Source organism: Candidatus Polarisedimenticolia bacterium (assembly GCA_036004685.1).
Lineage (GTDB): Bacteria > Acidobacteriota > Polarisedimenticolia > Gp22-AA2 > AA152 > DASYRE01.
In genome coordinates, this window is sequence record DASYRE010000041.1 from 29688 (window position 1) to 51405 (window position 21718).

Genomic DNA, 21718 nt, shown 5'->3' on the forward strand with positions numbered 1-21718 from the left:
ATGCGGACGCGGCCGTCCGGCCGGAACGAGAGGGCCATTTGCCGGCGCGGGAGATCGGATTCGGGGGCTGGGCCCCTTTCGTGTCGCTCAACGGGGAGATCGTCCCGGCGCTGGAAGCGAAGGTGTCGGTCTTCGACCGCGGCATTCTTCTCGGAGACGGGGTTTACGAGACGGTTCGAGCCCGAAACGGCAAGCTCTTCCGCTGGCCGGCGCATCGAGAGCGGCTGGTCCGGTCGCTTCGATCCGCCCGGATTCCTCTGGGCCCTCCGCCGGAGATCGACGCCGCGATCACCGGCTGCCTGCGCGCCAATCGCTTGAGCGACGCCCGCCTCCGCATCACCATCACGCGCGGGGTGGGAGGGCCGGGCTTCGATCTCGCGGAAGGCTCGGCCCCGAACGTGATCGTCGCCGCCAGCCCCTGGAGGCCTCTGCCGGAGGAGAAGTATCGAAACGGAGTCAAGGCGATCGTCTCGAGGATCCGGCAGACCGCCATCGAAAGTCTCGATCCCGCCCTGAAATCGATCAGCCGGATTCATTTGGCGCTCGCCCGGATGGAGGCGGTCGATCAGGGAGCCCACGAGGCGCTGCTCCTGGGAAGCGGGGGAGAGATCCGGGAGGGGACGTCGAGCAATGTCTTCCTGTGGCAGGCGGGACGGCTTCGAACCCCCGCCGTCGCCTGCGGCGTCCTTGAAGGGATCACGCGCGAGCTGGTGCTCGAGATCGCGCGGGCCGAGGGGATCGCCTGCGAGGAGACCCGACTGGAGCGGCCGGATCTGGCGTCGGCGGAGGAAATCTTCTTCACGAACACGTCCTGGGGAGCGCTGCCGGTCACGCGTCTCGACGGGGAAGCGGTGGGTTCCGGGGTACCCGGGCCGCTGGCGCGACAGGTGATGGAGAGAATCTCGCTACGCGTGGAAGAGGAGTGCCGGTGAGGTTCCCGGACGGCGCTTTTCCGGCGATTCGCACCGTCGACCGGGAGATCGATCCTCTGGAGCTTCTCGGGAGGGTGATCCGCGACCCTTACCCGGCGCTCCTGCTCAGCGGCCGGAGGGAGGAGGATGCGGGCCGCTTCTCGCTGGTCGCGAGCGATCCCTTCCAGATCCTCCGCTTCCGCGGCTCTCGCGGGATTCTCCAATCGAAGCGGCATGAGACGCCGCTCGCGGGAGACCCCTTCGAGGCGCTCCGGCGCAGCCTCGAGGCCTGCCGCCTCCGCGGGATTCCGGGGATTCCTTTCTCGGGCGGGGCCATCGGCTATCTGGGCTATTCCCTGGGGCGGGCGGGCTCGCACGGCCCCGGGCGCCGGCGGCTCTCTCCCTGGCCCGATCTGCACCTGGCCTTTTACGATCGCGCTTTCGTCGTGGATCACGAGCGCCGATGCACCCACTTGGTGGCCACCGGCCTGCCGGAGCGCGCCGCGGAGCGCCGCAGGGAAAAACGGTCCCTCGATCTGATCCGCCTGCAGGAGACTCTGGCCGCCCGGCCAGATCAGGAGATCCCCTGCCGCAACTCCGAATGCTCCGAGCCTCTCTTCCACACCACCCGCTCCGAATACCTGCGCGCCATCCGCCGGGCCCAGGATTACCTGGACGCCGGGGAGATCTACCAGGTGAATCTCTCCCATCGCATCACCGTGAACGGGGCATGGTCCTCCCGGTCCCTCTTCCGACGATTGACCCAGCGGCACCCCGCCTGCTTCAGCGCCTACCTTCCCCTGCGCGATCACGAAGTGCTCTGCGCCTCCCCCGAGCGGCTCGTCAGCCTGCGCGGGGAGCGGGCCGAAACGCGTCCCATCAAAGGGACGCGGGCGCGCCACGCCGATCCTCTCGAGGATCGGCGCGCGGCGGCGGAGCTCGAGGCCGGGGCCAAGGAGCGCTCGGAGAACCTCATGATCGTGGATCTGGCGCGCAACGATCTCGGGAAGGTCTGCGTGCCCGGAAGCGTGGGCGTCGATCGGCTCTGCCGCGTCGAGACGCTTCCTTCGGTGCACCATCTCGTTTCGACGGTCTCCGGGCGGCTGAGACCGGATTGCGACGGCATCGATCTGGTCCAGGCGCTCTTCCCCGGAGGCTCGATGACGGGCGCTCCGAAGATTCGGGCCATGGAGATCATCGACGATCTGGAGGGGGGCGACCGGGGAATCTACTCCGGGTCGCTCGGCTACTTTTCATTCGACGGCGATCTCGATTTGAACATCGTCATTAGGAGTCTCGTGCTCTCCCCGGGATCGGCGCAGCTTCACGTGGGAGGTGCCATTCTCAGTGAGTCGAACCCGGATCAGGAGTATCAGGAGACCCTGGACAAAGCCCGCCCGATCCTCGAGGCGCTGCGGCCGTGAGGGAGGACAGAAAGACGTTGCCTGAAAGAGAGATCAAGGGACTGCTGATCGACGTCGACGGCGTCATCTACGACGACGGGCGGGTGATTCCCGACTCGGTGTACGCGATTCAATGGCTGCAAAAGCGCGAGATTCCGTTCCGCTTCGCCACCAACGCCACGGCGCGGAGCCGGCGGACCCTGGTGAAGCGGCTCGCGGGTCTTGGAATCGAGGTGGGGGAGGAGCAGGTCGTCAACACGCCCTACGTCGCGGCGATGGAGCTGCGCAAGCGCCCCGGCGTCAAATGCCTGTTTCTGGTCCAGGACGACGCCCGCAGGGAGTTCGAAGGGATCCTGTCGGTGGACCGGAATCCCGACGTCGTCGTGGTGGGCGATCTGGCCGCGGGATTCGACTACGCCACCCTGAACCGCGCCTTCCAGGCCCTCCTGGGGGGGGCGGATCTCCTCGCGCTCCAGAAGAACCGGTACTGGAAGGTCGAGGACGAGCTGGTCTTGGACGCCGGGGCCTACGTCGCCGCGCTCGAGTACGCCACGGGCAAGCAGGCCTCCCTGGTCGGGAAGCCCTCCGCGGCTTTCTTCCGGATTGCGCTCGACGGTCTCGGGGTTCCCCCCGGCCAGGTGGCCATGGTCGGTGACGACGTGGAGAACGACGTCCAGGGTGCCCAGGAGGCGGGCCTGGCGGGAATCCTGGTCCAGACGGGGAAGTACCGCAAGGATCTCGTCGAGCGATCCGGGGTGAAGCCCGATCTCGTGGTGCGCGATCTGGGCGATCTGGCGTCGCGTTTCTGATGGTCGCCCCTCCGCTTCCTTCGCGCCCCGAACCTTCGCCCCTCCCCTGCGCCGCCTCCGTCCATTTCGGCGCGGGCTTCCTCCTGCGGCGGATTCTCGTGGCGGGAGGCTGGATCCTGCTGCCGGCGCTGCTGGTCCTCGGAGCGCGGCACCGGAGCGTGCTGGATTTCGTCTCGGCCGCGTTCCTGGCCGCGGCCCTCTGGCCGATGACGACGCGCTCGGGGGAAATCCTCTGGAGCCGGCCGGGGATCTCTGTGCGCCGCTATTTCCGTTACGTGCCACTCGCCCCGGACCGGATCGATGCCGCCGTCGTCACTCCTCCCGTCTTTCGACGGCAATCGCTCGTGCTCCGCCTGCGCCGTCCCCTGCACCTTTCCCGCTACGTCTATTGCCGGCTCTCTCCCGCTTCGATCTGCGACGCTTGGGCGCTGGTTCACCAAAAGGAGTGGGAGCGGCCGGGAGGACGATCGTGAGCGGTCCGACAGCCGCGGCGATCCCGGAGGAGGCGCTGCGGGCCCGGCGGGCGCAGCTGGCGGTCGATCTCACCTGCTCTTTGATCGCCCAGAGCCGCGATCTGAGCCTCGCCGAGGCGCTCGGCATGATGGCGGACGCCCGGCGGATCGTGCTCGGATTGTTCCCCGACAAGGAATCGACCTTCAATCTGATCTACCGGCCGCGCTTCCATCGGCTCCTCAGGGAGCGACTCGGCCTTTCCGAGGAAGAAATCGGCGCGCTTGGCTGAGAGGAATCGTGGACACGCCCGCCATCGTTTTCCTCGCCACCGCCGGGACCGCCGCGGCGATTCACTCCCTAGTCCCCGACCACTGGCTGCCGTTTGTCCTGATGGGGAGGAGCCGGGCCTGGCCGATCTCGAAAACGCTCACGCTGGCGGCGGTCGCGGGGCTGCTACACGTCTGTCTGGCCGTGCTGCTGGGAATCCTGTCCTATTTTCTCGCGAGACAAGGGGCGAGAACGGCGGCCCAGAATCTTCGCGAGACGCTGGAAGTCCTGTCCCCCTTGTTGCTGTCGTGCTTCGGAATCTTGTACGGCGTCTATTCATGGCGCCGGGAGAACCGGCACCATCCTGCGGCCGGCTCGGCCCGTGAAGGGGCCGGCCCCGACGATTCTCACCATCACCACGGCCACCTCCTGGAGCGCTGGTTCGGCGGCGGAAGCGGCTGGTCGCTGGTGGTCGTCATCGGGGTGAGTCCCTGCGCCCTCGCGCTGCCCGTGCTCCTGGCGGGCGCGGCGAAACTGGGCCTGACCGGCGTGGTCCTCGTCGCCGGCGGATTCGGAGCCGTGACCATGATCACGACGCTGGGAGTCACCCTCCTGGGATCGATCAGCGCGCGCAAGGTCGATTTCCCCTTCCTGACGCGCTACGGCGATCTGATCACCGGGATCTTGATCGGCGCCACGGGCGCCTTCCTCTTCCTATGGGAATTGACCCGGTGAAGGACGCGGGAGCGTTCTTGGCGCTCGCGGCGGCGACGGGGCTGGCGGTCGCGGGGTGCGGCCGGACGCACCACGTCGAAATGCTCAAGAGCGGTCCTCCCCGCACCGGTCCCGCTCCGCTCACGGTCCGGGCCGATCTTCCCGCCGGCAATCTCCGCCTGTCGGCCGGCAGCCCGAATCGGCTCTACGACCTGGCCTTCAGCTATTGCTCGAGCCATTTCCGCGCGGCGGAGCGGTTCTGGGAGCCGGGGAAAGCGCCGGGCCTCGCGGGATCAGGTCTTCTGGAAATCGCCGCCGTCCCGATCGGCCGCCAAGTGGCGGAGGGCGAGCCCAACCTGATGGTACTCCGGCTGCGCACCGGGATTCCTCTCGACCTGCGCGTGTCGGCGGGCCGCGGGGCCATGGATCTCGATCTGACCTCGCTGGGCGTCCGGCGGCTGTCGGTCCACGGCGGAACCGGCGAGGCGCGGGTTCGATTCGAAGCGGGGAATTCCGCCGATTTGGAGCTCCTCCGGGTCGTCGGCGGGGAGGGACCGGTGAGCCTGACGGGCCTGGGATGGGGGCGCGTCACCAGCCTCGAGTACCATGGAGGCTCCGGCAGCGCCGCCATCGACTGGGGCGGACCGGGACCGCGCGAAGCCGCCGCGTTCCTGGATCCGGGAACGGGCGGCCTGGCGCTCTCCTTTCCGGTCGATCTGAGCGTCACCCTCTCGGGAGCGGGAATACGCGAGGAAAGCTTGAGGCGTTTCTTTCATCGCGCCGGCGGAGCGTGGGTGAGCGCCAACACCTCCACGGCGTCCCGCCGGCTGACGATCGTGCTGGACCCGGGGATGGGCGATGTCGGTTTTCGCTGGGGGAGCGGCGGCCTGAACTAGGCCGAGTTGTTTCGGGAGCCTCACCCCGGCTTCATCTCGGGCGCGTCGTCCGCAGCGACGAACAGGGGAGTAACGCCAGGAATCCGGAACCTGCGATGGAGCTCGGAGGCCAGCCCTTCCAAGTCGGCCTTCGAGAATCCGACCGAGGTCCACGAAATCCCGCCTCCGGCTTCCACCAAGAAGAGAGTCGGAACGTTCGTGAGGCCGAAGGCGCTGGAGACAGGGTAGTCCTTGCCGTCCGGCAGGAGCGGAAAGGTCGTTCCGTATTGCTCCCCGAAGAGGCGCGTCTCGGCCACGCCGTCCTGGGAAATCCCCAGGAAGCGTAGCGGGGCGGTCTCGACGCGCTCGAAGAGGCGCTGGAGATACGGGAACGCCAGCATGCACGTGGGACAACTGTTCTTGAAAAAAATCAGCAGGGCAGGAAGCCCGTCGCGATGACGAAACTCGACCCGTCGGCCATCGATGTCCGCCAGACTGAACTCGGGGGCCTGGCTCCCCGGTCGAAGCGCCGTCATGATCCTCATGATAGCCTAGCTGCGACCGGCGGCGCCACATGCCTCGGGCGGAGATGAGATGAAGGCGAAAGGACTCAGCGAGACCTGCCCGGCGGACTCGGTCGGCGAGCCGGCGGTTCCGGAGGGAGTGACCTCCTCCGGCGGGGGTGACGGGTGGATTCTCCTCTCGGCGGGATGCTTCGCGACGATTCCCATCTTCGCCACCTATGGATATGCGGCCGGGGTCGCGACCCTGCCGATGCTGGCCTGGCGGTTTCTCCTGACGATCGCGACTCTCTGGGGCTTTCTAGGAGCCACCCGCCGGCTCGCGGCGCTTCCGGCTCCGCGCGTTTTGGGGCTCCTGGGGATGGGAGTGGCGTACGTCGCCATGACCCTCCTCTACTTCGAAGCGCTGCGTCATTCCTCCATCTCCACCCTCACCCTGCTGTTCTACAGTTATCCCATCTTCGTGACGCTCCTCGCGGTCCTGTTCCTGCGGGAGCCGATGACGCGGATCAAGTCGGCGGCTCTCCTCCTGGCGCTGGCGGGGTGCGTCATCGTGCTCCGGCCGAGCGGCAAGGCCGATTGGCGCGGGGCGCTCCTGGCTCTTGCCGCCTCGCTTCTCTATTCGGCCTACATGATCGTCGGAACCCGGCTGACGAGAGGCGTGGATCCCTTCCTGTCGACCGCCTGGATCATGACGGCCACGGCTGCCGTCTTCATCGCCGCTGCGGCCGCCCGGGGCGAGATGGGGGCGGTGCGCGGAGCGGCGGCCTGGGGATCGGTCCTCGGACTGGCGGTGGTGGCGACGGTGATGGCCGACGGTTCCTTTTTCGCCGGGCTTTCCAGGACGGGCGCGAGTCGCGCCGCCATCCTCAGCACGGTGGAGCCGCTGTTTACGATACTCCTCTCGGCGTGGCTTCTCGGCGAGGTCATCCCTCCGGCGCGCTTCCTCGGCGGCGCTCTGATCCTCGGGAGCGTCCTGCTGATTCATCGGGAGTAGCCGGGTGATCAAGACACGGCACCTTCTCGCGTCCTTCCTTCTCCTGGCACCCCAGGCATCCGCCGCAGCCTGGGGCCAGGAGAAGGGCGTGCCCCGGCTCAAGCCGATCTCCATGAGCGGAATTCCGGCCGCGGGCGAAAGAGCGTATTTGACGAGCTGCTGGGCCTGCCACGGCCTGGCGGGGGACGGCAAAGGACCCGCCGCCGCCGGGATGGCCCCTCCGCCCACCGACTTCACGCCGCCCGGGACTCTCGACAAGCGGACCGCGGCCGACCTCCTGGACATCATCCTGAAAGGGAAGCCCGGGACGGCCATGTACCCGGCGGGAGTGGAGCCCCAGACGGCGGTCGACCTCGTCGCCTTTCTGAGGACGCTCTCGCGGAACCCCGGCCAGGAAAAAAACTTTCTCGAGTCCCTGGCGAGGGCCGATCGGGAGGCCGGCAGAGCTCTTTACGAGCGCCGCTGCTGGCCCTGTCACGGCGCCACCGGGGCGGGCAACGGTCCGGCCGCGCCGGCGCTGCGGCCCCCTCCAGCCGACTTCACCGATCCGGACAAGGTGGCCGAGCGCAGCGCCGCCCGGCTCTATTCGGTGTTGTCCCGCGGCATTCCGGGTACCGCCATGGCGGCGCAGCCGCTCTCGGAAAAGGAGAAGCTCGACGTCATCGGCTACCTGCGATCGTTGGTGCGGTTCCCCGAGGAGTCCAAAGCGCCGGGGGAAGCCTTGCCTTCCGGAGATCCCCGCAGAGGGAAGGAGACGTACGACCGGCGATGCTGGGCGTGCCACGGAGCGAGCGGCGACGGGAACGGGCCCGCCGCCGCCGACATGGCGCCGCCTCCGACGAGCTTCTCCGATTACGACGCGATGAAGAGCCGGACGGATCAAGGCTGGTTCAACGCGATCCGGTCGGGGGTTCCGGGAACGGCGATGTACCCGCAGCGGCTCTCGGCGGCCGAAATCACCGATCTGGTCGCCTATCTGCGGGGCCTCGGCCGCCGGAAGTCGGAGGCCTCCCCCCAGGACGACCCTCAGAAGAAAAAGAGATAAGTCAGCTTGAACGTGGCGTCCCGGGCGTTCACCGCCGGTTCGCCGCCGCGCCGCCTCAAATTGGCCGACTCGTTGTAGACGAAGAAAAGGTCCGCGCCGGGGTGGTGAATCCAGTCGAGACGCAGGTTGACGTCCCGATCGTCGGTGATGTCGTTCGACTGCACCAGGACGGCTCCGAACAGCTTGGGGCTGAGTGCGAAGTTGAATCGGGTGAACCAGAGATTGGTGTCGAAGCTCCCTTCCGGGAGCAGGACGTGATTGAAGTCGTAGTGCGCGGTCACCGAGAGATGGGGGCTGAAGTTGACGGTGAGGTCCTGGAGAAGGTTGAGCCGGCGCCCGTCGAAGAAGGTCCCGGCCTCCGCCTGCGAGGACGAGAAGACGCGCCGCCCCGCGTAGCTGTTGAAGTAGAGCGCGACGCGGTGAAAGGAATAGGGCCCGGACGCGAGGGTCACCCCCTCGAACAGGTCGAAGGGCGCCGCCAGGCGCTCGAACTCGGAGGAGTAGTAGCCGCCCACCACGTCCCCCGACTCGAAGATGCTTTCCAGGAGAAAGAAGTTCGCACGGGACTCCAGGCGGCCGGACCGGTCGGTCACGTACAGAGGGTTGTAGGTGAAATTGAACTGCCGGACCGTGTCGCTTTCGGGTCGCGGCTTCCATGCGAAGACGCCTTCCCAGAGATCGACCCCGGGCCGTCGCACGAACCCGATTCCGGGATCGAATCCCGGATCCACCTGCGCGTACCGGGCCGCCACCTGCCAGATGTCTCCGTCCTTCCCGAATCTCACGCGCGCGGCCGACCCTTCGGAGAGGCCGGGCGAGGAGCGTGACGCCGCGTAATAGGCATCGAGACTCCAGTCCTCGCGGAAGACGAGCCGCGCGTCCCCCCCGAGCACCCGGTTGCCTCCTCCCGGACCATCGTCCTCCCGGTCCGTCAGGATCATCCCGATCGTGGAGCGGGAAAAGAGATCGCGCCGCACGCGCAGCACCCCGAAGCGGGATCCCGCCTCCTCCCCGGCGTTTTCGGTCGCGACACTGAGGATTCCCAGCGAGGTCTTGCCGACGCGGCCGGTGAGACGGGCTCCCCCCAGGATGGGCACCGGCTCGCCTTCGGTTAGGCCGATCCGACGGCTGAAAAAGACGTCGGTCTCGCCGTGCGCCCCGAACTGGAAGAGCCCCGCGTTCTCGAGGAAAAAATCCCGCTTCTCGGGAAAGAAGAGCTTGAAACGGGTCAGGTTCACCTGCTGAATGTCGGCCTCGACCTGGGCGAAATCGGTGCGATAGGTGAGATCGGCGGTGAAATTGCTGGAGACGCCCCACTTCACGTCCAAGCCCGATTTCCCTTCGAGATCGGTGTCCGGGGGGGCGTAGTCGCGGCCGTAGCGACCGAGGAGATAGGGCTTCGTCCGAAAGCGGACGCCGCGGCGAATCCCCGTGAAGCGGAACTTCCTCGCCCGGGACAGGGTCATCGTCCCACGGAAGTTGCGCGGGATGTAAGGAGCGTACAGCTCCTCGTTCTTGCGCCGAATGGCGCGGAAGAAATTGATCCCCATGAGGTTCTCGCCCGCGGGCGAGAAACTGACGTTGAAGAACGGGATCTTGATCTCGGCGGTCCACCCCTGGTCGTCGATGCGGGAGGCGACTTCCCAGACGGCGTCCCACTTGTCGTCGAAGACCAGCCCTTCGTTGAAGATCTGAGCGTCGACGCGGACGCCCGACGGATTCGTGGAGAACCAGAATCCGTCGCGGCCGTTGTTCGAGGAGTCGATGCAGAACGCGATCTGATCGTCTCCCGTGATCGCGGTGCTGTCGCGCGCCAGCGTCCAGGCCAGGATGCGCGAAGGGTCGCGGTCGAAAGCGCGGATTCCGAAGTAGAGATTGTCGTCATCGTACAGGACGCGGACTTCCGTCCCTTCCGTGGGAGGCACGCGGTCTTCGGGAAGCTGCTGGACGAAATCGTCGATCAGGAGCGCTTCCCGCCACGAGGGTTCGTCCAGCACGCCGTCCAGGGTCGGAGCGTGCGGCGCGCGAACCGGAACGAGAGGCGCGGTCGGCGGCGCCTCTTCGGACGGCGCGGCGGCGGTTTGGAGAAGGAAAGGAAGAGAGAAGGCCAGAATCCGGCACCGGATGTGGCGGGCGCGGCGCTGCGCGGCCGGCCCGTGGCGGATGCAATCGATGGCGGACCCCTCCGAAAGGTCGGGCATTCTATCACGGGGAATCTTGACGGACGGCGGGAGGGATGCTAGGATGACTCATTAGAATATATATACGTTTGATATAGCCCACGGGAAGGAGGCGCCGTGACGAAGGGGGAGCGAGAGGGAAGGGGAGCCGACGGCAAGAAGCTCCTGCGGAGCTTCACCGCGACGCGGCGGGAAGTGGAGATGCTCGAGGCGATCGCCTCCTACCACGGCTTTTCGAAGAGCGCCACGTTGACCAGCCTGGTTCGCAAGGAATTCTGGAGAATCTTTCCCCGGGGGACGAAAGGGATCCGGCCCGATCCCGGGGCGCGGGTCGTCGGGAGGAACGATGCCCCTTGAGGCCTCCGCGACGATCCTCCCGAACGCCTGGGATCCTCCGGACGAAGGGAAGACTGTCGATCTGCAGAGCGAGGTCCGGGCCCTGGCGGCGGAGAAAGGGGCGGTCCTCCTCGCCCACAACTATCAACTCCCGGAAGTCCAGGACGTGGCCGATTTCGTCGGCGACTCCCTGGGCCTGGCGCTCGAGGCCCAAAAAGATCCGCGCCGGCTGATCGTCTTTTGCGGCGTCCGCTTCATGGCGGAGTCTGCGGCCATCCTCAATCCGGCCAAGAGGGTCCTGCTGCCGAGTCTGGCGGCGGGATGCTCCCTCGCCGATTCGATCACCCCGGAATCGCTCGAGGACTGGATGCGAAGATATCCGGGTCACGCGGTCGTCACCTACATCAACTCCTCCGCCGAAGTGAAGGCGATGTCGGACATCTGCTGCACCTCCGCCAACGCCGTCTCGGTGATCCGGAGCCTGCCGGCGAAGAAGATCCTGTTCACGCCCGATCGCAACCTGGGCCGCTGGGTCGCCCGCCGCGTCCCGGAGAAGGAGATCGTGGTGTACGACGGATGCTGCCCCACCCACGACGTCCTGCGGGGCATCTCGGTGGAGGCGGGGCGAAGGGAACGGCCCGCCGCCGTCGTCATTGCGCACCCCGAATGCCGCGAGGATGTCCTGGAGCGGGCCGATGAAATCTGCTCGACGACCGGGATGGCGGACGCCGTGGCGCGGCATCCGGAGGCGAAGACCTTTCTCATCGCCACCGAATGGGGGCTCCTCCACCAGCTGAAGAAGCGCTTTCCGGACCGGGAGTTCATCCCGGCGGACGGCTGCATCGGCTGCCGCCTGCACTGTCCCTATATGAAGATGGTCGACCTGGAGTCGATCCTCCGAGCGCTGCGGGAAGACGTCCACGAGATTCGCGTCGATCCCGAAACCGCCGCCGGCGCCCGCCGTGCCCTGCAACGCATGCTGGCCGTGCCGCGCGATCGCTGACCCCCCCTTCGTCTCGCTGGATGGAGCGTCCCGGGGCCTTCCCCGGCCTCCCGAGACGCCGTCCTTGGGCCGCCGCGCGGCGCCTCACGCGAGCTTGCGGATCTCCTCCAGGATGACGTCGTTGTCGGGCCGCTTCCGGAGCTCGTGGATCAGCGAGTAGCGGATGATCCCTTGCCGATCGATGAGAAACAGAGAGCGCTCGGGGAACCCCTCTTCTCGAAGAACTCCGTATTTCCTTGCGACCTCCCCGTGCGGATAAAAATCGCTGAGGACCGGAATGTTGACTCCTCCCAGCGTCTCCACCCAGGCCTTGTGGGCCGGAACCGCCGAGATGCCGATGGCGATCGGCTGGCAGTCGAGGGATTCGAACTTGGACAAGTCGTCCCGATAGGAAGGGATCTGGCTCGAGCAGACAGGCGTGAAGGCCAGCGGAAAGAAGACCAGGAGAACGTTCTTCGTGCCACGAAACTGGGATAGGGTCACTTCCGTTCCGTCGAAGCTCTTCAGTCGGAAATCGGGTGCGGGAGTACCCGGCGGCAAGGCGGACATGAGTCTCCTCCGTGTCGGATCTTTAGAAGAGGATCCCGGTCAAGGCCGGGAATTATAACCCGCGTCCGCCGCGCCGGCGCCCGGAACGGGAAGCTCCTCTTGCAGGATGAACGCGAAGCGCAAGGCCTCGAGCGCTCCCCCGTCCTGGAAAAGATCCTCGAGGAACGGCCCCAGTCCATCGACGCCGCCGCGGGCCAGCTGCAGCCTGAGAGAGAACTCGGCTCCGCGTCCGAGTCCGAGCTTCCGCTGATGCAGCGAGGCGTACGGAAAGCTGCCCCGCTCGAGGTGATCGTCGAGGAGAGTCCGGAGGGCCGCCCGAAAGATGCCGTAGGAGATCGATCCGGGCGAGCCCGGCTTCTCGAAGTACAGCACGGCCCACCGGTTTTCTTCCGGCAGCCGCCCGCCCACCTCGAAGACGCGGTTCCTCAGGATGAAACAGACCGAGGAGAGCGCGCGAATCTGCGCTCCGTGCGCGGCGCGATCGATGCCGACGAGATCGCGGACGACAATCTCCAGGAAATCGATCACCGGACTCCCCGACAGCAGAAACTCGCTTTCGTGCAGCGCTCCCGGGCCGGAGGGCTCGAAGCCGAGCCTTTCGAGATAGGCCGCCCCTTCCCGGAAGTGCCGGCTCAGGGAGAGCCCGTTCCCGGGGGGAAGGAGCCGGTACTCCCGCGCGTCGAGCGGAGGGAAGCGCCGAGGATCAGCTTGGGGGCGCAGGGCGGCCGGCGCCGCGCCGCGCTCCTCCTCGGAGCGCAGCAGGGCGTCGCGGAAGCGCAGGGCGGCCTCGCGGATCGCGCCGTGCAGCGCCAGAATGGTCCGCCGGTACGCCGGCTCCGGGACGTCCGGCCAGCCCTGATGGAGGACGCTGTAGATGATAGGGACGGGATGGCGAAGCCGATCCGCGGCTGCGAGCAGCTCGCTCATCGCGCCTTTGCCGCAGAGGAGGCGGGTCCGGCGGCGAGACTCTTCCGCAGGTGCGCGAGAGCCCAGGTCACGTGTTCCTGGACGAGGGGATCCGGGATCTGGAGCGCCTTCTCGAGGACCGGGACGGCATCCTCCGAACGGGAGTTGCCCAGGGCGACGGCGGCGTTGCGGAGGAGGCGGCTCCAGCCGGTCCGCCGCAGGGCCGTGCCGGCGAAGCGACGGTTAAACTGCTCGCGGCTCATCTCCATGAGATCGCGGAGAGGGGGTGGCTCGGAACCTGCCGCCCAGGAGGGGTCGCCCTCTTCCGCCTCCCGGTTCCAGGGGCAGACCTCCTGGCAGACGTCGCACCCGAACACCCAGCTCCCGAGACCCGGCCGGAGATCGAGCGGAATCGAGCCCTTGTGCTCAATCGTCAGGTAGGAGATGCACCGTCGGCTGTCGAGGACGTAGGGCTCCGGAAAGGCGCCGGTGGGGCACGCCTCCAGGCACCGGGTGCAGGTGCCGCAACGGTCGGTGACCGCCGGTTCGTCCGATTCCAGCTCGGCGTCGGTGAGGATCTCGCCCAGGAACATCCAGGAGCCGGAATCGGGGTCGATGAGGTTGGTGTGCTTCCCCTGCCATCCCAGCCCGGCTTCGGCGGCCCAAGGCTTCTCGAGCACCGCTGCGGTGTCCACGACGGGCCGCACCCGGGCGCCCGGGAAGGCGTCCGTCACGACTCCGCCGAGAGCCACCAGACGGTCGCGCACGACGCGGTGATAATCGCCGCCGCGCGCGTAGCGGGAGATGCGCGCCGCCCCGGGCGGGGCCGCCGGCGGGGAGCCGGAATAGGGAAGGCTGGCCAGGACGAGGCCGCGGACCCACGGGGCGAGCACCGTCGGGTCGCAACGCTCCCGCCGGCGTCGATCGAGCCAACTCATCTCCCCCGCATAGCCCCGCCGGAGCCATTCCGCGAGCCTGGCTGACTCGGGCCGCTCCCGGGCGGCGGCAAAGCCGATCCGCGAGAATCCGAGACGGAGTCCTTCGGTCCGAATGCGTTCCTGTCGGTGCATGGGGCACTCCGCCGTCATGATATCACCCGATCCTCGCGAGGCTGCGGGAATCAGCCGCGGCGCGAGCGCCTCGGGCGGGCCGAAACGGCGGGGAGAGCCACCGGATCGAGGGTCATCCAGCGGCGCTCGGTCCGGCGCTCCACCACCAGAAGGAACTCGGCGGGCCAGGAGGGCAGGGCGTGCCGGGAGGGAAAGAGCTTCCGCGAAAAGCTCACGGCCTTCTCGAGGTGGCCGTCCTCCAGGCGCTGTCCAAGCGTGAGATGAGGAACGTAGGGAAAGGTTTCCGCACCCGCGAGCCGAGTGCGCGCCAGCCGGCGGTGGAGACGTCTCAGCTCGCCGGCGCCGCGGCGAAATCCCACGAACACGACGGGCATCACCGGGCGGAAAGTCCTGACGGCTCCCAGGCGGATCCGGAAGGGGTTCGTCTTCGCCGCCACGCTGCGGACCGCTTCGACGACCGCCTCCCGCGAAAGAGCCAGCCGGCGGGGCGGCAGAACGGTGACGTGGGGACCGATGAAGCGGAAGTTGGGATCGTAGAGGCGCCGCGCCCGATTCGCGCGGCGCGCGAGAGCTTCGGGCACGGGCAGCACCACCCCGTAGATCTTTTCCCGGGAATCCATTCCTTCCTTCCGAGGCGAAGCAGCGAGAGAGTATAAGGAAAGACGCCAGCCGGATCGAGCGGCAGGCGCTCAGAGCGCTTCAAGATCCTGCGGCGTGTCGAAATCTTCCACGACGCCGGGGTCGTCGGTCTCCATCTCCAGCCGTTCGGAGATTTCGTGCACCACGGCCCGGGCCCCCCGATCCATCGGGGCCGCGCGGAGCGCCGGGAACAAGGCGGCCGCGAAGAGGGGGGGATGCCCGCGCTGTCCACGGAACGTCGGAACGACCAGACGATGCTCCCCGAGCGACTCGACCATCCGGGTGAGGGTGCCGGCTCCGATTCGCGGCACGTCGACCGGGGCGATGAAGAGAGCGTCCACTTCATCCGGTCGAAGCGCGTCGAGGCCGCAGTGGATGGAAGAAAGCTGGCCCCGCCGCGGATCCGGATTGATCGCCACTCGCGCCAGGCTGAGCTTGATCGCGCTGCGGATCTCCGGCGCCGTGGAGCCCAGGACGGCGACCATCGGCGCCACTCCCGCGAGGCCGAAGCGCTCGACCAGGACTTCCAGGAAAGTGCTTCCCTCGAGGGGCAGGAGGGCCTTGACGCGGCCCATCCTCCGGCCCTCTCCTGCGGCGAGGATCAAGGCCCCGACCCGGAAGCGTCCGATCATCCGGCCGGAACCAGGCCGGCGGCACGGCGGGCGATGGGACCGAGCGTCCGGGGATCGTCTCCCTTCAGTTCCTTCAAGGCCCCCATGACGAGATGCCTGGCGGCCTTCTTGCGCCACCCGAGCGTGAAATCGGTGTTGTCCAGGGGCTTCGCCAGACGCGCTGCCTCTTCGGCCGCTTCCTCGATGGTTTTTTCGTCCAGCATCCGCCCAACCAGGCGGCGGGAAGCCGAGCTCTCGATCGGGGTGGAGGCCACGGAGCCAAGGACGATGCGGGCGGCTTGCACGAAGCCGTCCGCATCGAGATGGACCCAGGCGGCGACCGACAGCACCGGAAAATCGAAGGAATCCCTCCGCCGGAGCTTCCAGTACGTGCTCCGGGCGCCCGCCGCCGCGACCGGCAGCAGAACCTCCGAGAGGATCTCGCCGGGCTGCCGGGAAAGGTAGGCGATGCCGTCGTCCCGGTAGAGCTGCCCGAGCGGCAGGGTCCTCTCGCCGCCGGTCGATTCGAGTTTGACTTCCGCGCCCAAGGCGAGCAGCGCCGGAGCGACGTCGGTGGAAGAGACCGCCCAGCAGCGGGAGCTGCCCGGAGCGACCCAGCAGATCGAGCCGTCCTTCTTCATGCAGAAGTCGATCGCCTTTCTCCATTCGTAGCTCTGATCGTAGTAGTTGCAGCGGGTGTCCAGGCAGAGATTTCCCCCCAGCGTGGCCATGTTGCGGATGTGCGGAGTGGCCACCTGGGAAGCGGCCCGAGACAGCGCCGCATAATCGCGGCACAGTCGGGCGTCGGAGGCCAGCTCGGCGAGCGTTCTCGTCGCCCCGAGGCGCCACTCCGACTTTCCCGCGGCCAGGGCGCGCAGCGATTCGATCCGCCGGAGCGAGACGAGCGTCTTGGGCGTCTGCTGCCGGCGCTTCATGTTCGGAACGAGGTCCGTCCCTCCGGCCAGCACGGAGGCCTCGGGGCCATGATCCCGGAGCATCGCGCAGGCATCGCGCAGGGTGCGCGGCGAAAAGTACCGGAAGCGCGGACAGCGCATCATCGCAGCACCTCGGGAAACGGTCCCTTCGGCGCGGCGCTCGAGGCGTTGTCCGTGGCGCGGGCCTCGGGGGTGGCGGGGTGCGGTGTGTTGGAGAACCGCGAGACTTCCGGAGCGATGACCGATTCGGAGCGCCGGCGCGGCTTCTCGTTGGAAGCGGTGCCGTCTCCCCCTTCCCAAGGCGGCGCCACGCGGACCGGCTCGGGCCATTCGATCGCCGGAAAAACCTTCGGACCGTAGCGTCGTCCGCCGGCCGCGTCCCCCAAGGCGCGGAGCACCTTGTCGGGGGTGATTGGGATCTCGTCGACCCGGACGCCCACCGCGTCGTACACGGCATTCGCGACCGCCGGCATCACGGGAAGGAGTGGCCCCTGTCCCGCTTCCTTCGCGCCGAAGGGGCCGGCCCCGTCGGGATCCTCCACGAGATAGGTGACGACTTCCGGCATCTCCAGCGTGGTGGGACTCTTGTATTCCAGCATGGAGGGGAATTTGTGCACCAAGGCGCCGCTGAGATGGCGCGGCAGGCGCCGGTAGATCATCTCTTCCATGAGCGCCTCGCCCAGGGCCATGTACACCGAGCCCTCGACCTGGCCCCGGGCCAGGACCGGATTCAGGGCACGGCCGATGTCATGCGCTATCCAGACCTTCTCGACCTCGACCCAGCCGGTTTCGGGCTGCACGACGACTTGCACGACGGCGGCGGAGTAGGAATAGGCGGGAGAGGGGCCGACGCCTCCCCCTTTGAACTTCGCCGCCGATTCCGGCGGCCGGTAGGAGCCGACCGTGCCGAGAGTACCGTGCTTCGCCTCGCCCCATTGGACGCCCTCCGCGAAGCTGACGCCACGCTCCGGATCTTCGGCGTCGAGGATTCTCCCGCCGGCGAAAACGAGCCGGGAGGCCGGCACTCCGAGCTTCTCCGCGACGGCCGAGGTGATCAGATCCCGGGCGCGCTCCGCCGCCTGCACCGCCGCGTTGCCCATCATGAGCGTGACGCGGCTCGAATACGAGCCGAGATCCACCGGGCCGAGATCGGTGTCGCCCGTCACCAGGCGGATATCGATCGGGTCGATGCCCAGGACCTCGGCGACCAGAAGGGCCAGGACGTCGTCCGATCCCTGGCCGATCTCGGTCGCGCCGCAGAAGGCGGTGACCCGGCCGGAGCGGTCCAGCTGGAGCTGGACGCCGGAGTGGGGCAGCGAGTTCCAGTAGATCGGCAGCCCGGCGCCGCACAGGTAAGAGGAACACGCGAGCCCCACGCCCCGGCCGAAGGGAAGACGCCGATGTTTCGACTTCCATCCCGAGCCTTCCACCACCCGATCGAGGCACTCTCCCAGCGAGATGGTGCCGACCCGCAAGTAGTTCGCGGTCAGGGAGCCGGGACGGACCAGGATCGATTTCCGCAACTCGGCCGGATCCCGGCCGAGGCGCTCCGCGATCTTGTCCATCTGGACTTCCTGGGCGAAGCGCGGCTGCGGCGTGCCGTGTCCCCGCTTGGGGCCGCAGGGCGGCTTGTTGGTGAAGACCCGGCATCCCCGGAAGCGGTATCGGGGAACTTGATAGGTGACGGTCTGGAGCGCGCCCGTGTAGAACGTGGAAGCCACGCCGTACGACCCGTAGGCGCCGCCGTCCAGCAGCGTCTGCAGGTCCATGCCCGCGATGCTTCCGTCTTGGCGCACGCCGGTTCGCAGCTTCATCAGGACCGGATGCCGGCCCCGGTGGGCGTAGAACACCTCCTCCCGGGTGAGACAGAACTTGACGGGCCGGCCGAGATCGAGTGCGGCCTTCGCCGCGATGATCTCGTGATGGAACGGGTCGCTCTTGCCGCCGAATCCCCCCCCGTTGGGCGTCGCGACGACCCGAATCCGGGAGGCCGGGACGCCGAGAACCCGGGCCAGCGCCCGGTGGACGTAATGCGGAGTCTGGGTGGACGAGTAGAGCGCCAGCCTGCCGTCGGCGTCGAGCAGGGCCACGCAGGCGTGCTGCTCGATCGCCAGATGGGTGTTTCCCTCGTAGAAGAAGAGATCCTCGAAAAGGTAATCGGCCGAGGCCAAGGCCGCTTCGACGTCCCCGAACTCCAGCGCCACTTTCTTGTGGACGTTCCCCTCGGCGTAGGCCTGAATCTTCGGCTCCGGGATCGACAGCGACTCCTCCGGCGTGGCGATCGTGGCCAGGGGCTCGTACTCGACCCGGATCTGATCGATCCCTTCGGAGGCGGTGATCTCGTCGGTGGCGACCACGGCGACGACCGGATCGCCCACGAAGCGGACGCGATCGAGGCAAAGGGCGTGCTCGTCCTGGCTGACGGGAAGGATGCCGTAGGAAACCGGGAGGTCGGCGCCCGTCAGGATCAGCTTCACGCCCGGCAGCGCCGCAGCGCCCCGCGCGTCGATCCGCACGATCCGGGCATGGGGGAGCGGGGAGCGCAGGATCTTGCCGAAGAGCATGCGGGGAAAGGCGAGATCGTCGGCGAAGCGCGTTTGACCGGTGACCTTGGCCCGGGCGTCCACGCGGCGCCGGTGCCGTCCCACTACGCGCGTCGCGCTCAACGGGGCTCCTCCCCGGCGGGCGCAGGGCCGGCCGCCGCGGAGCGCTCCCGGCGGAGCCGGCGGGCGGCCTGCTCCACCGCCTCGAAGATCTGAAGGTAGCCGGTGCACCGGCAGAGCACTCCCGAAAGAGCCTCCCGGATCTCTTCGCGCGTGGGATCGGGGCGCGCCTCCAGCAGCGCCTTCGCCGTGAGCAGCATGGCGGGCGTGCAATAACCGCATTGGGCGGCGCCGAGATCCGCGAACGCCTCCTGCAGGGGATCGAGCGCGGCGCCGCGTGCCAGGCCTTCCACCGTCTCGACCGAGGCGCCGTCGCATTCCGCCGCCAGGATCAGGCAGGAGAGAATGGGCCTGCCGTCGACCAGGACCCCGCAGGCGCCGCACTCCCCGAGCTCGCAGCCGTGCTTCGTCCCCGGGAGGCCCAAGTCCTCCCGCAGAACCTCCAGCAGCGTCTTGTAGGTTTCAAAGCGCGCGTCGAACGGCTCGCCGTTGACCTTCAGGCGGATCACGCTCCAGGCGTCCCGGGAGCGCTCCGGTCCGGAATCGCTCATCGGATCTCCTGCCGGCGCCGCGGAAGAAGACCGCGCACCAGGTATCCCGCGAAGCAGTCGGCGACCTCCGCCGGTGTGCGCTCGCGCCGCGAGTCGTACCAGCGCGCCGACCAGTTCACCGCTCCCAGGATCGCCCGGGCGGCGAGCGCGGGGTCCGCCGTCTCGAGCGTGTTCTCCCGGACTCCCTCCTCGATGATCCGCCGCAGCGCCCGCTCGTAACGGTCCCGTTTCAGGATGATCCGCGCGCGCTTCCTCGGCGGGACGGCGTCGATCTCGAGGTGGGCGACGGCGCCGGCCAAATCGTCGAGCATGCAGAGGACCTGCGAGCGGATGACGCGCTCAAGCCGGTCGGGCGCCCGGGTCCCCTGGCGCCGGGCGCGGGCGACCTCCGCCAGCATCCGATCCAGCGAATGGTCCTGGCAGAAGGCGAGGAGATCGTCCTTGCCGTGGAAATAGTAATAGAGGTTCGCCGGACTCAGCCCCGCCTCGCGGGCGATCTCCCGCATCCCGGTCCGGGCGAAGCCGTGGCTCCGGAAGGCCCGTCCCGCGGCGCGGAGAATCGCGAGCCGGCGCTCCATGAGGCGCCGGGGCGGACGGCCCGCCATCCGACGCGACGGGAGCCGTCCGGAGGACGGCGCGGAAACCAGTTTTGAACGAGTGTTCGAAATTGGAACCATGGTTCCATTTTGGCGTCCGCTCCGGAATCTGTCAAGCGTTCCGCCGGACAGGGTTGCCGAGGCCCCGGCGCCCTCCTTATAATCACGGGCCCATGGAACGGACATTCTGCTTCTATCACGCGGGCCTCGACCCGGAGACGACTCTTCTCGTGGACGGACTAGCGCCCCGCTGCCCGACGCTGAGCCACTGGCCCGGAAACCGGACCCCGGCGAAATATCGGGCCGACACCAGCACCGAGATGGCGCTGCTCCTGGCCGGAGATCCCCAGCGCGAGGAATTCCTGACGCCGGTGCGGACGGTCTCGAACAACCACCTCGACACCGACGGCCTGCTCTCCGCCTGGGCCGTCCTGCATCCCGCGGAGGCGATGCGCCACAAGCGGTTTCTCGTCGACGCGGCGCGCGCGGGGGACTTCGGGACCTTCACCTCCTCCGACGCGGTGAAGTTCGATCTTCTGGTGACCGCGTGGGGGGATCCGGAGCGCTCCCCCCTGGGCCGGCAGTTGAAGGAGGTGGACGAGGAGGAGCGCCAGAAGATCGCCTACGAGGATCTCCTCCCCCGGCTGCCCGATCTCTTCTACAAGGTCGATACGCACCGCCGGCTTTGGGAGGACGAATTCGAGGCCATCGTGCATTCCTTTCAGCGCGTGCGGGACGGGGCTGCGGTGATCCGCGAGTATCCCGCCTCACGCCTCTCGGTCCTGGAGACGGAGGAGGACCTGGCGCCGATGGCGCGGTTCGACTCGTGCCGCTTTCATCGGGTCCTGACCGCGCACCGGGACGGGAGAGGCTACTGCTACCAGCTCGAGCATCACATCTTCTCCTGGTTCGATACGGTCACGCCCCCCAAGGGGGATCGATTGGACCTTACGTTTCTTGCCCTGCAGCTCGGAGAGATCGAGCCGGTCCGGGACGGCGTCTGGACGTACACGGGGAACCACGACCTTTCGGCCCGCCTGTTTCTCGCCGACGCCGAGGGGGACGCGATGGCCAGCGGGCTTCCTCTGGCGCGCGTCGAGGGGCTGCTCGTCGAATCGCTTCGAGGACGATAGGCTTCGATGCTGGACCGGATTCCGTTCGGACCGATCCTGGTGATTCTGTCGCTAGTCTCCATGCTTCTGTTTCCGGTGCTCGTGGGGATGGGAGCGGCGGTGTCGCTGAAGGCTCTCGACGTCCCCGCGCACGTCAACTGGGCGATTCCGGTGACGCTGCTGGCCATCTTCAGCCATGCCATCATCATGTTCTACTTCATCGGAACAGGATCCCGGATCAAGGAGGTGGTCCGGGAGTTCAAGCTGGAGGAGGGTCTCTACCGGCGGACCCTGGCTTTCAAGGCGCGGGTCTTCCCTCTTTCCACCCTCACCATGGCGCTGATCATGACGGCTTACGTACTCGGCGGGGGAGCGCACACGCACTTCCCCTGGACGCCGCCCCTGCTTCACGGCCTGACAGCACTCGCCGCCGCGGTCCTGAACACCGTCCTCTCCCTTCGCGAAGTGGTCTGCATCAGCGAAAACCTGACGCTCGTGGATGACGTGGACAGGGCGGTCCTGGCGGCGACCCGCTGACCGATTCCCCCCGGAAGGACTTGCCGCAGCGCCGC

The 21718-nt window shown here is 67.8% G+C and carries 24 protein-coding genes; 13 read left to right on the top strand and 11 right to left on the bottom strand.

Features of this window, described 5'->3' with window-relative positions; genetic code table 11:
* Positions 1-38 precede the first annotated feature (38 nt).
* Genes VGR67_10835 through VGR67_10865 form a run of 7 tightly spaced genes read left to right on the top strand, consistent with a single transcriptional unit; the run spans position 39 to position 5453 of the window.
* Positions 39-932, top strand: a complete 894-nt coding sequence (locus VGR67_10835) for an aminotransferase class IV (GenBank protein ID HEV8336903.1) — start codon at positions 39-41, stop codon at positions 930-932.
* On the top strand, positions 929-2335 hold the full coding sequence (gene pabB, locus VGR67_10840) for an aminodeoxychorismate synthase component I (protein HEV8336904.1): 1407 nt from the start codon (positions 929-931) through the stop codon (positions 2333-2335). The genes VGR67_10835 and pabB overlap by 4 nt, the downstream gene beginning before the upstream one ends.
* A 17-nt stretch (positions 2336-2352) precedes the next feature.
* A complete protein-coding gene (locus VGR67_10845; protein ID HEV8336905.1) occupies positions 2353-3123 on the top strand; it encodes a TIGR01458 family HAD-type hydrolase in 771 nt (256 codons plus the stop codon).
* Positions 3123-3596: a hypothetical protein gene (locus VGR67_10850; protein HEV8336906.1), complete on the top strand. Its 474-nt coding sequence runs from the start codon at positions 3123-3125 to the stop codon at positions 3594-3596. Before VGR67_10845 ends, VGR67_10850 begins: the two co-directional genes overlap by 1 nt.
* Positions 3593-3865 carry a hypothetical protein gene (locus VGR67_10855; protein HEV8336907.1) on the top strand — a complete coding sequence of 91 codons (273 nt, stop codon included), beginning with the start codon at positions 3593-3595 and terminating at the stop codon, positions 3863-3865. The genes VGR67_10850 and VGR67_10855 overlap by 4 nt, the downstream gene beginning before the upstream one ends.
* A gap of 8 nt (positions 3866-3873) precedes the next feature.
* Positions 3874-4578 (top strand): hypothetical protein, encoded by a 705-nt coding sequence (locus tag VGR67_10860; protein ID HEV8336908.1) that lies wholly within the window; start codon positions 3874-3876, stop codon positions 4576-4578.
* Complete coding sequence (locus tag VGR67_10865) at positions 4575-5453, top strand: hypothetical protein (protein ID HEV8336909.1); 879 nt, start codon at positions 4575-4577, stop codon at positions 5451-5453. Before VGR67_10860 ends, VGR67_10865 begins: the two co-directional genes overlap by 4 nt.
* A 20-nt stretch (positions 5454-5473) precedes the next feature.
* Here VGR67_10865 and VGR67_10870 read toward each other — a convergent pair whose 3' ends face one another.
* On the bottom strand, positions 5474-5968 hold the full coding sequence (locus VGR67_10870) for a TlpA disulfide reductase family protein (GenBank protein HEV8336910.1): 495 nt from the start codon (positions 5966-5968) through the stop codon (positions 5474-5476).
* A 58-nt stretch (positions 5969-6026) separates the two neighbouring features.
* Here VGR67_10870 and VGR67_10875 point away from each other — a divergent pair, with 58 nt between their 5' ends.
* Together VGR67_10875 and VGR67_10880 are read left to right on the top strand one after the other, a co-directional pair.
* Positions 6027-6950 (top strand): DMT family transporter, encoded by a 924-nt coding sequence (locus VGR67_10875; protein HEV8336911.1) that lies wholly within the window; start codon positions 6027-6029, stop codon positions 6948-6950.
* A 4-nt stretch (positions 6951-6954) separates the two neighbouring features.
* Positions 6955-7995 carry a cytochrome c gene (locus VGR67_10880; GenBank protein HEV8336912.1) on the top strand — a complete coding sequence of 347 codons (1041 nt, stop codon included), beginning with the start codon at positions 6955-6957 and terminating at the stop codon, positions 7993-7995.
* Here the strand turns inward: VGR67_10880 and VGR67_10885 are convergent.
* Positions 7977-10196 carry a DUF5916 domain-containing protein gene (locus tag VGR67_10885; GenBank protein ID HEV8336913.1) on the bottom strand — a complete coding sequence of 740 codons (2220 nt, stop codon included), beginning with the start codon at positions 10194-10196 and terminating at the stop codon, positions 7977-7979. The genes VGR67_10880 and VGR67_10885 overlap by 19 nt on opposite strands.
* A gap of 96 nt (positions 10197-10292) precedes the next feature.
* Here VGR67_10885 and VGR67_10890 point away from each other — a divergent pair, with 96 nt between their 5' ends.
* Complete coding sequence (locus VGR67_10890; protein ID HEV8336914.1) at positions 10293-10532, top strand: hypothetical protein; 240 nt, start codon at positions 10293-10295, stop codon at positions 10530-10532.
* The gene (gene nadA, locus VGR67_10895) at positions 10522-11514 is read left to right on the top strand and encodes a quinolinate synthase NadA (GenBank protein ID HEV8336915.1); all 993 of its coding nucleotides are present in this window, start codon (positions 10522-10524) and stop codon (positions 11512-11514) included. Before VGR67_10890 ends, nadA begins: the two co-directional genes overlap by 11 nt.
* A gap of 84 nt (positions 11515-11598) precedes the next feature.
* Here nadA and VGR67_10900 read toward each other — a convergent pair whose 3' ends face one another.
* From VGR67_10900 to VGR67_10940, 9 genes are all read right to left on the bottom strand, one after another.
* Positions 11599-12063: a peroxiredoxin gene (locus tag VGR67_10900; protein ID HEV8336916.1), complete on the bottom strand. Its 465-nt coding sequence runs from the start codon at positions 12061-12063 to the stop codon at positions 11599-11601.
* A 39-nt stretch (positions 12064-12102) separates the two neighbouring features.
* Complete coding sequence (locus VGR67_10905) at positions 12103-12990, bottom strand: hypothetical protein (protein ID HEV8336917.1); 888 nt, start codon at positions 12988-12990, stop codon at positions 12103-12105.
* Positions 12987-14039 carry a tRNA epoxyqueuosine(34) reductase QueG gene (queG, locus tag VGR67_10910; GenBank protein HEV8336918.1) on the bottom strand — a complete coding sequence of 351 codons (1053 nt, stop codon included), beginning with the start codon at positions 14037-14039 and terminating at the stop codon, positions 12987-12989. Before queG ends, VGR67_10905 begins: the two co-directional genes overlap by 4 nt.
* Positions 14040-14089: 50 nt before the next feature.
* Positions 14090-14659: a 2'-5' RNA ligase family protein gene (locus VGR67_10915; protein HEV8336919.1), complete on the bottom strand. Its 570-nt coding sequence runs from the start codon at positions 14657-14659 to the stop codon at positions 14090-14092.
* 69 nt (positions 14660-14728) lie between these two features.
* Positions 14729-15310: a nucleotidyltransferase family protein gene (locus tag VGR67_10920; GenBank protein HEV8336920.1), complete on the bottom strand. Its 582-nt coding sequence runs from the start codon at positions 15308-15310 to the stop codon at positions 14729-14731.
* A complete protein-coding gene (locus VGR67_10925) occupies positions 15307-16347 on the bottom strand; it encodes an FAD binding domain-containing protein (protein HEV8336921.1) in 1041 nt (346 codons plus the stop codon). The genes VGR67_10920 and VGR67_10925 overlap by 4 nt, the downstream gene beginning before the upstream one ends.
* Positions 16344-18890: a molybdopterin cofactor-binding domain-containing protein gene (locus VGR67_10930; protein ID HEV8336922.1), complete on the bottom strand. Its 2547-nt coding sequence runs from the start codon at positions 18888-18890 to the stop codon at positions 16344-16346. Before VGR67_10930 ends, VGR67_10925 begins: the two co-directional genes overlap by 4 nt.
* Positions 18887-19438, bottom strand: coding sequence for a (2Fe-2S)-binding protein (locus tag VGR67_10935; GenBank protein HEV8336923.1), 552 nt, complete (start codon positions 19436-19438; stop codon positions 18887-18889). Before VGR67_10935 ends, VGR67_10930 begins: the two co-directional genes overlap by 4 nt.
* A complete protein-coding gene (locus VGR67_10940; protein HEV8336924.1) occupies positions 19435-20016 on the bottom strand; it encodes a TetR/AcrR family transcriptional regulator in 582 nt (193 codons plus the stop codon). Before VGR67_10940 ends, VGR67_10935 begins: the two co-directional genes overlap by 4 nt.
* 191 nt (positions 20017-20207) lie before the next feature.
* Here VGR67_10940 and VGR67_10945 point away from each other — a divergent pair, with 191 nt between their 5' ends.
* Complete coding sequence (locus VGR67_10945) at positions 20208-21167, top strand: DUF6687 family protein (protein ID HEV8336925.1); 960 nt, start codon at positions 20208-20210, stop codon at positions 21165-21167.
* A gap of 6 nt (positions 21168-21173) precedes the next feature.
* Positions 21174-21683, top strand: a complete 510-nt coding sequence (locus tag VGR67_10950) for a hypothetical protein (GenBank protein HEV8336926.1) — start codon at positions 21174-21176, stop codon at positions 21681-21683.
* Positions 21684-21718 lie beyond the last annotated feature (35 nt).

Bases quoted from the DNA above. Each gene is read 5' to 3' on its own strand.
- VGR67_10850 (HEV8336906.1), top strand. From the start codon at position 3,123: ATGGTCGCCCCTCCGCTTCCTTCGCGCCCCGAACCTTCGCCCCTCCCC.
- VGR67_10870 (HEV8336910.1), bottom strand. From the start codon at position 5,968: ATGACGGCGCTTCGACCGGGGAGCCAGGCCCCCGAGTTCAGTCTGGCG.
- VGR67_10875 (HEV8336911.1), top strand. From the start codon at position 6,027: ATGAAGGCGAAAGGACTCAGCGAGACCTGCCCGGCGGACTCGGTCGGC.
- VGR67_10885 (HEV8336913.1), bottom strand. From the start codon at position 10,196: ATGCCCGACCTTTCGGAGGGGTCCGCCATCGATTGCATCCGCCACGGG.
- nadA (HEV8336915.1), top strand. From the start codon at position 10,522: ATGCCCCTTGAGGCCTCCGCGACGATCCTCCCGAACGCCTGGGATCCT.
- VGR67_10900 (HEV8336916.1), bottom strand. From the start codon at position 12,063: ATGTCCGCCTTGCCGCCGGGTACTCCCGCACCCGATTTCCGACTGAAG.
- VGR67_10905 (HEV8336917.1), bottom strand. From the start codon at position 12,990: ATGAGCGAGCTGCTCGCAGCCGCGGATCGGCTTCGCCATCCCGTCCCT.
- queG (HEV8336918.1), bottom strand. From the start codon at position 14,039: ATGCACCGACAGGAACGCATTCGGACCGAAGGACTCCGTCTCGGATTC.
- VGR67_10915 (HEV8336919.1), bottom strand. From the start codon at position 14,659: ATGGATTCCCGGGAAAAGATCTACGGGGTGGTGCTGCCCGTGCCCGAA.
- VGR67_10920 (HEV8336920.1), bottom strand. From the start codon at position 15,310: ATGATCGGACGCTTCCGGGTCGGGGCCTTGATCCTCGCCGCAGGAGAG.
- VGR67_10925 (HEV8336921.1), bottom strand. From the start codon at position 16,347: ATGATGCGCTGTCCGCGCTTCCGGTACTTTTCGCCGCGCACCCTGCGC.
- VGR67_10935 (HEV8336923.1), bottom strand. From the start codon at position 19,438: ATGAGCGATTCCGGACCGGAGCGCTCCCGGGACGCCTGGAGCGTGATC.
- VGR67_10940 (HEV8336924.1), bottom strand. From the start codon at position 20,016: ATGGAGCGCCGGCTCGCGATTCTCCGCGCCGCGGGACGGGCCTTCCGG.
- VGR67_10945 (HEV8336925.1), top strand. From the start codon at position 20,208: ATGGAACGGACATTCTGCTTCTATCACGCGGGCCTCGACCCGGAGACG.
- VGR67_10950 (HEV8336926.1), top strand. From the start codon at position 21,174: ATGCTGGACCGGATTCCGTTCGGACCGATCCTGGTGATTCTGTCGCTA.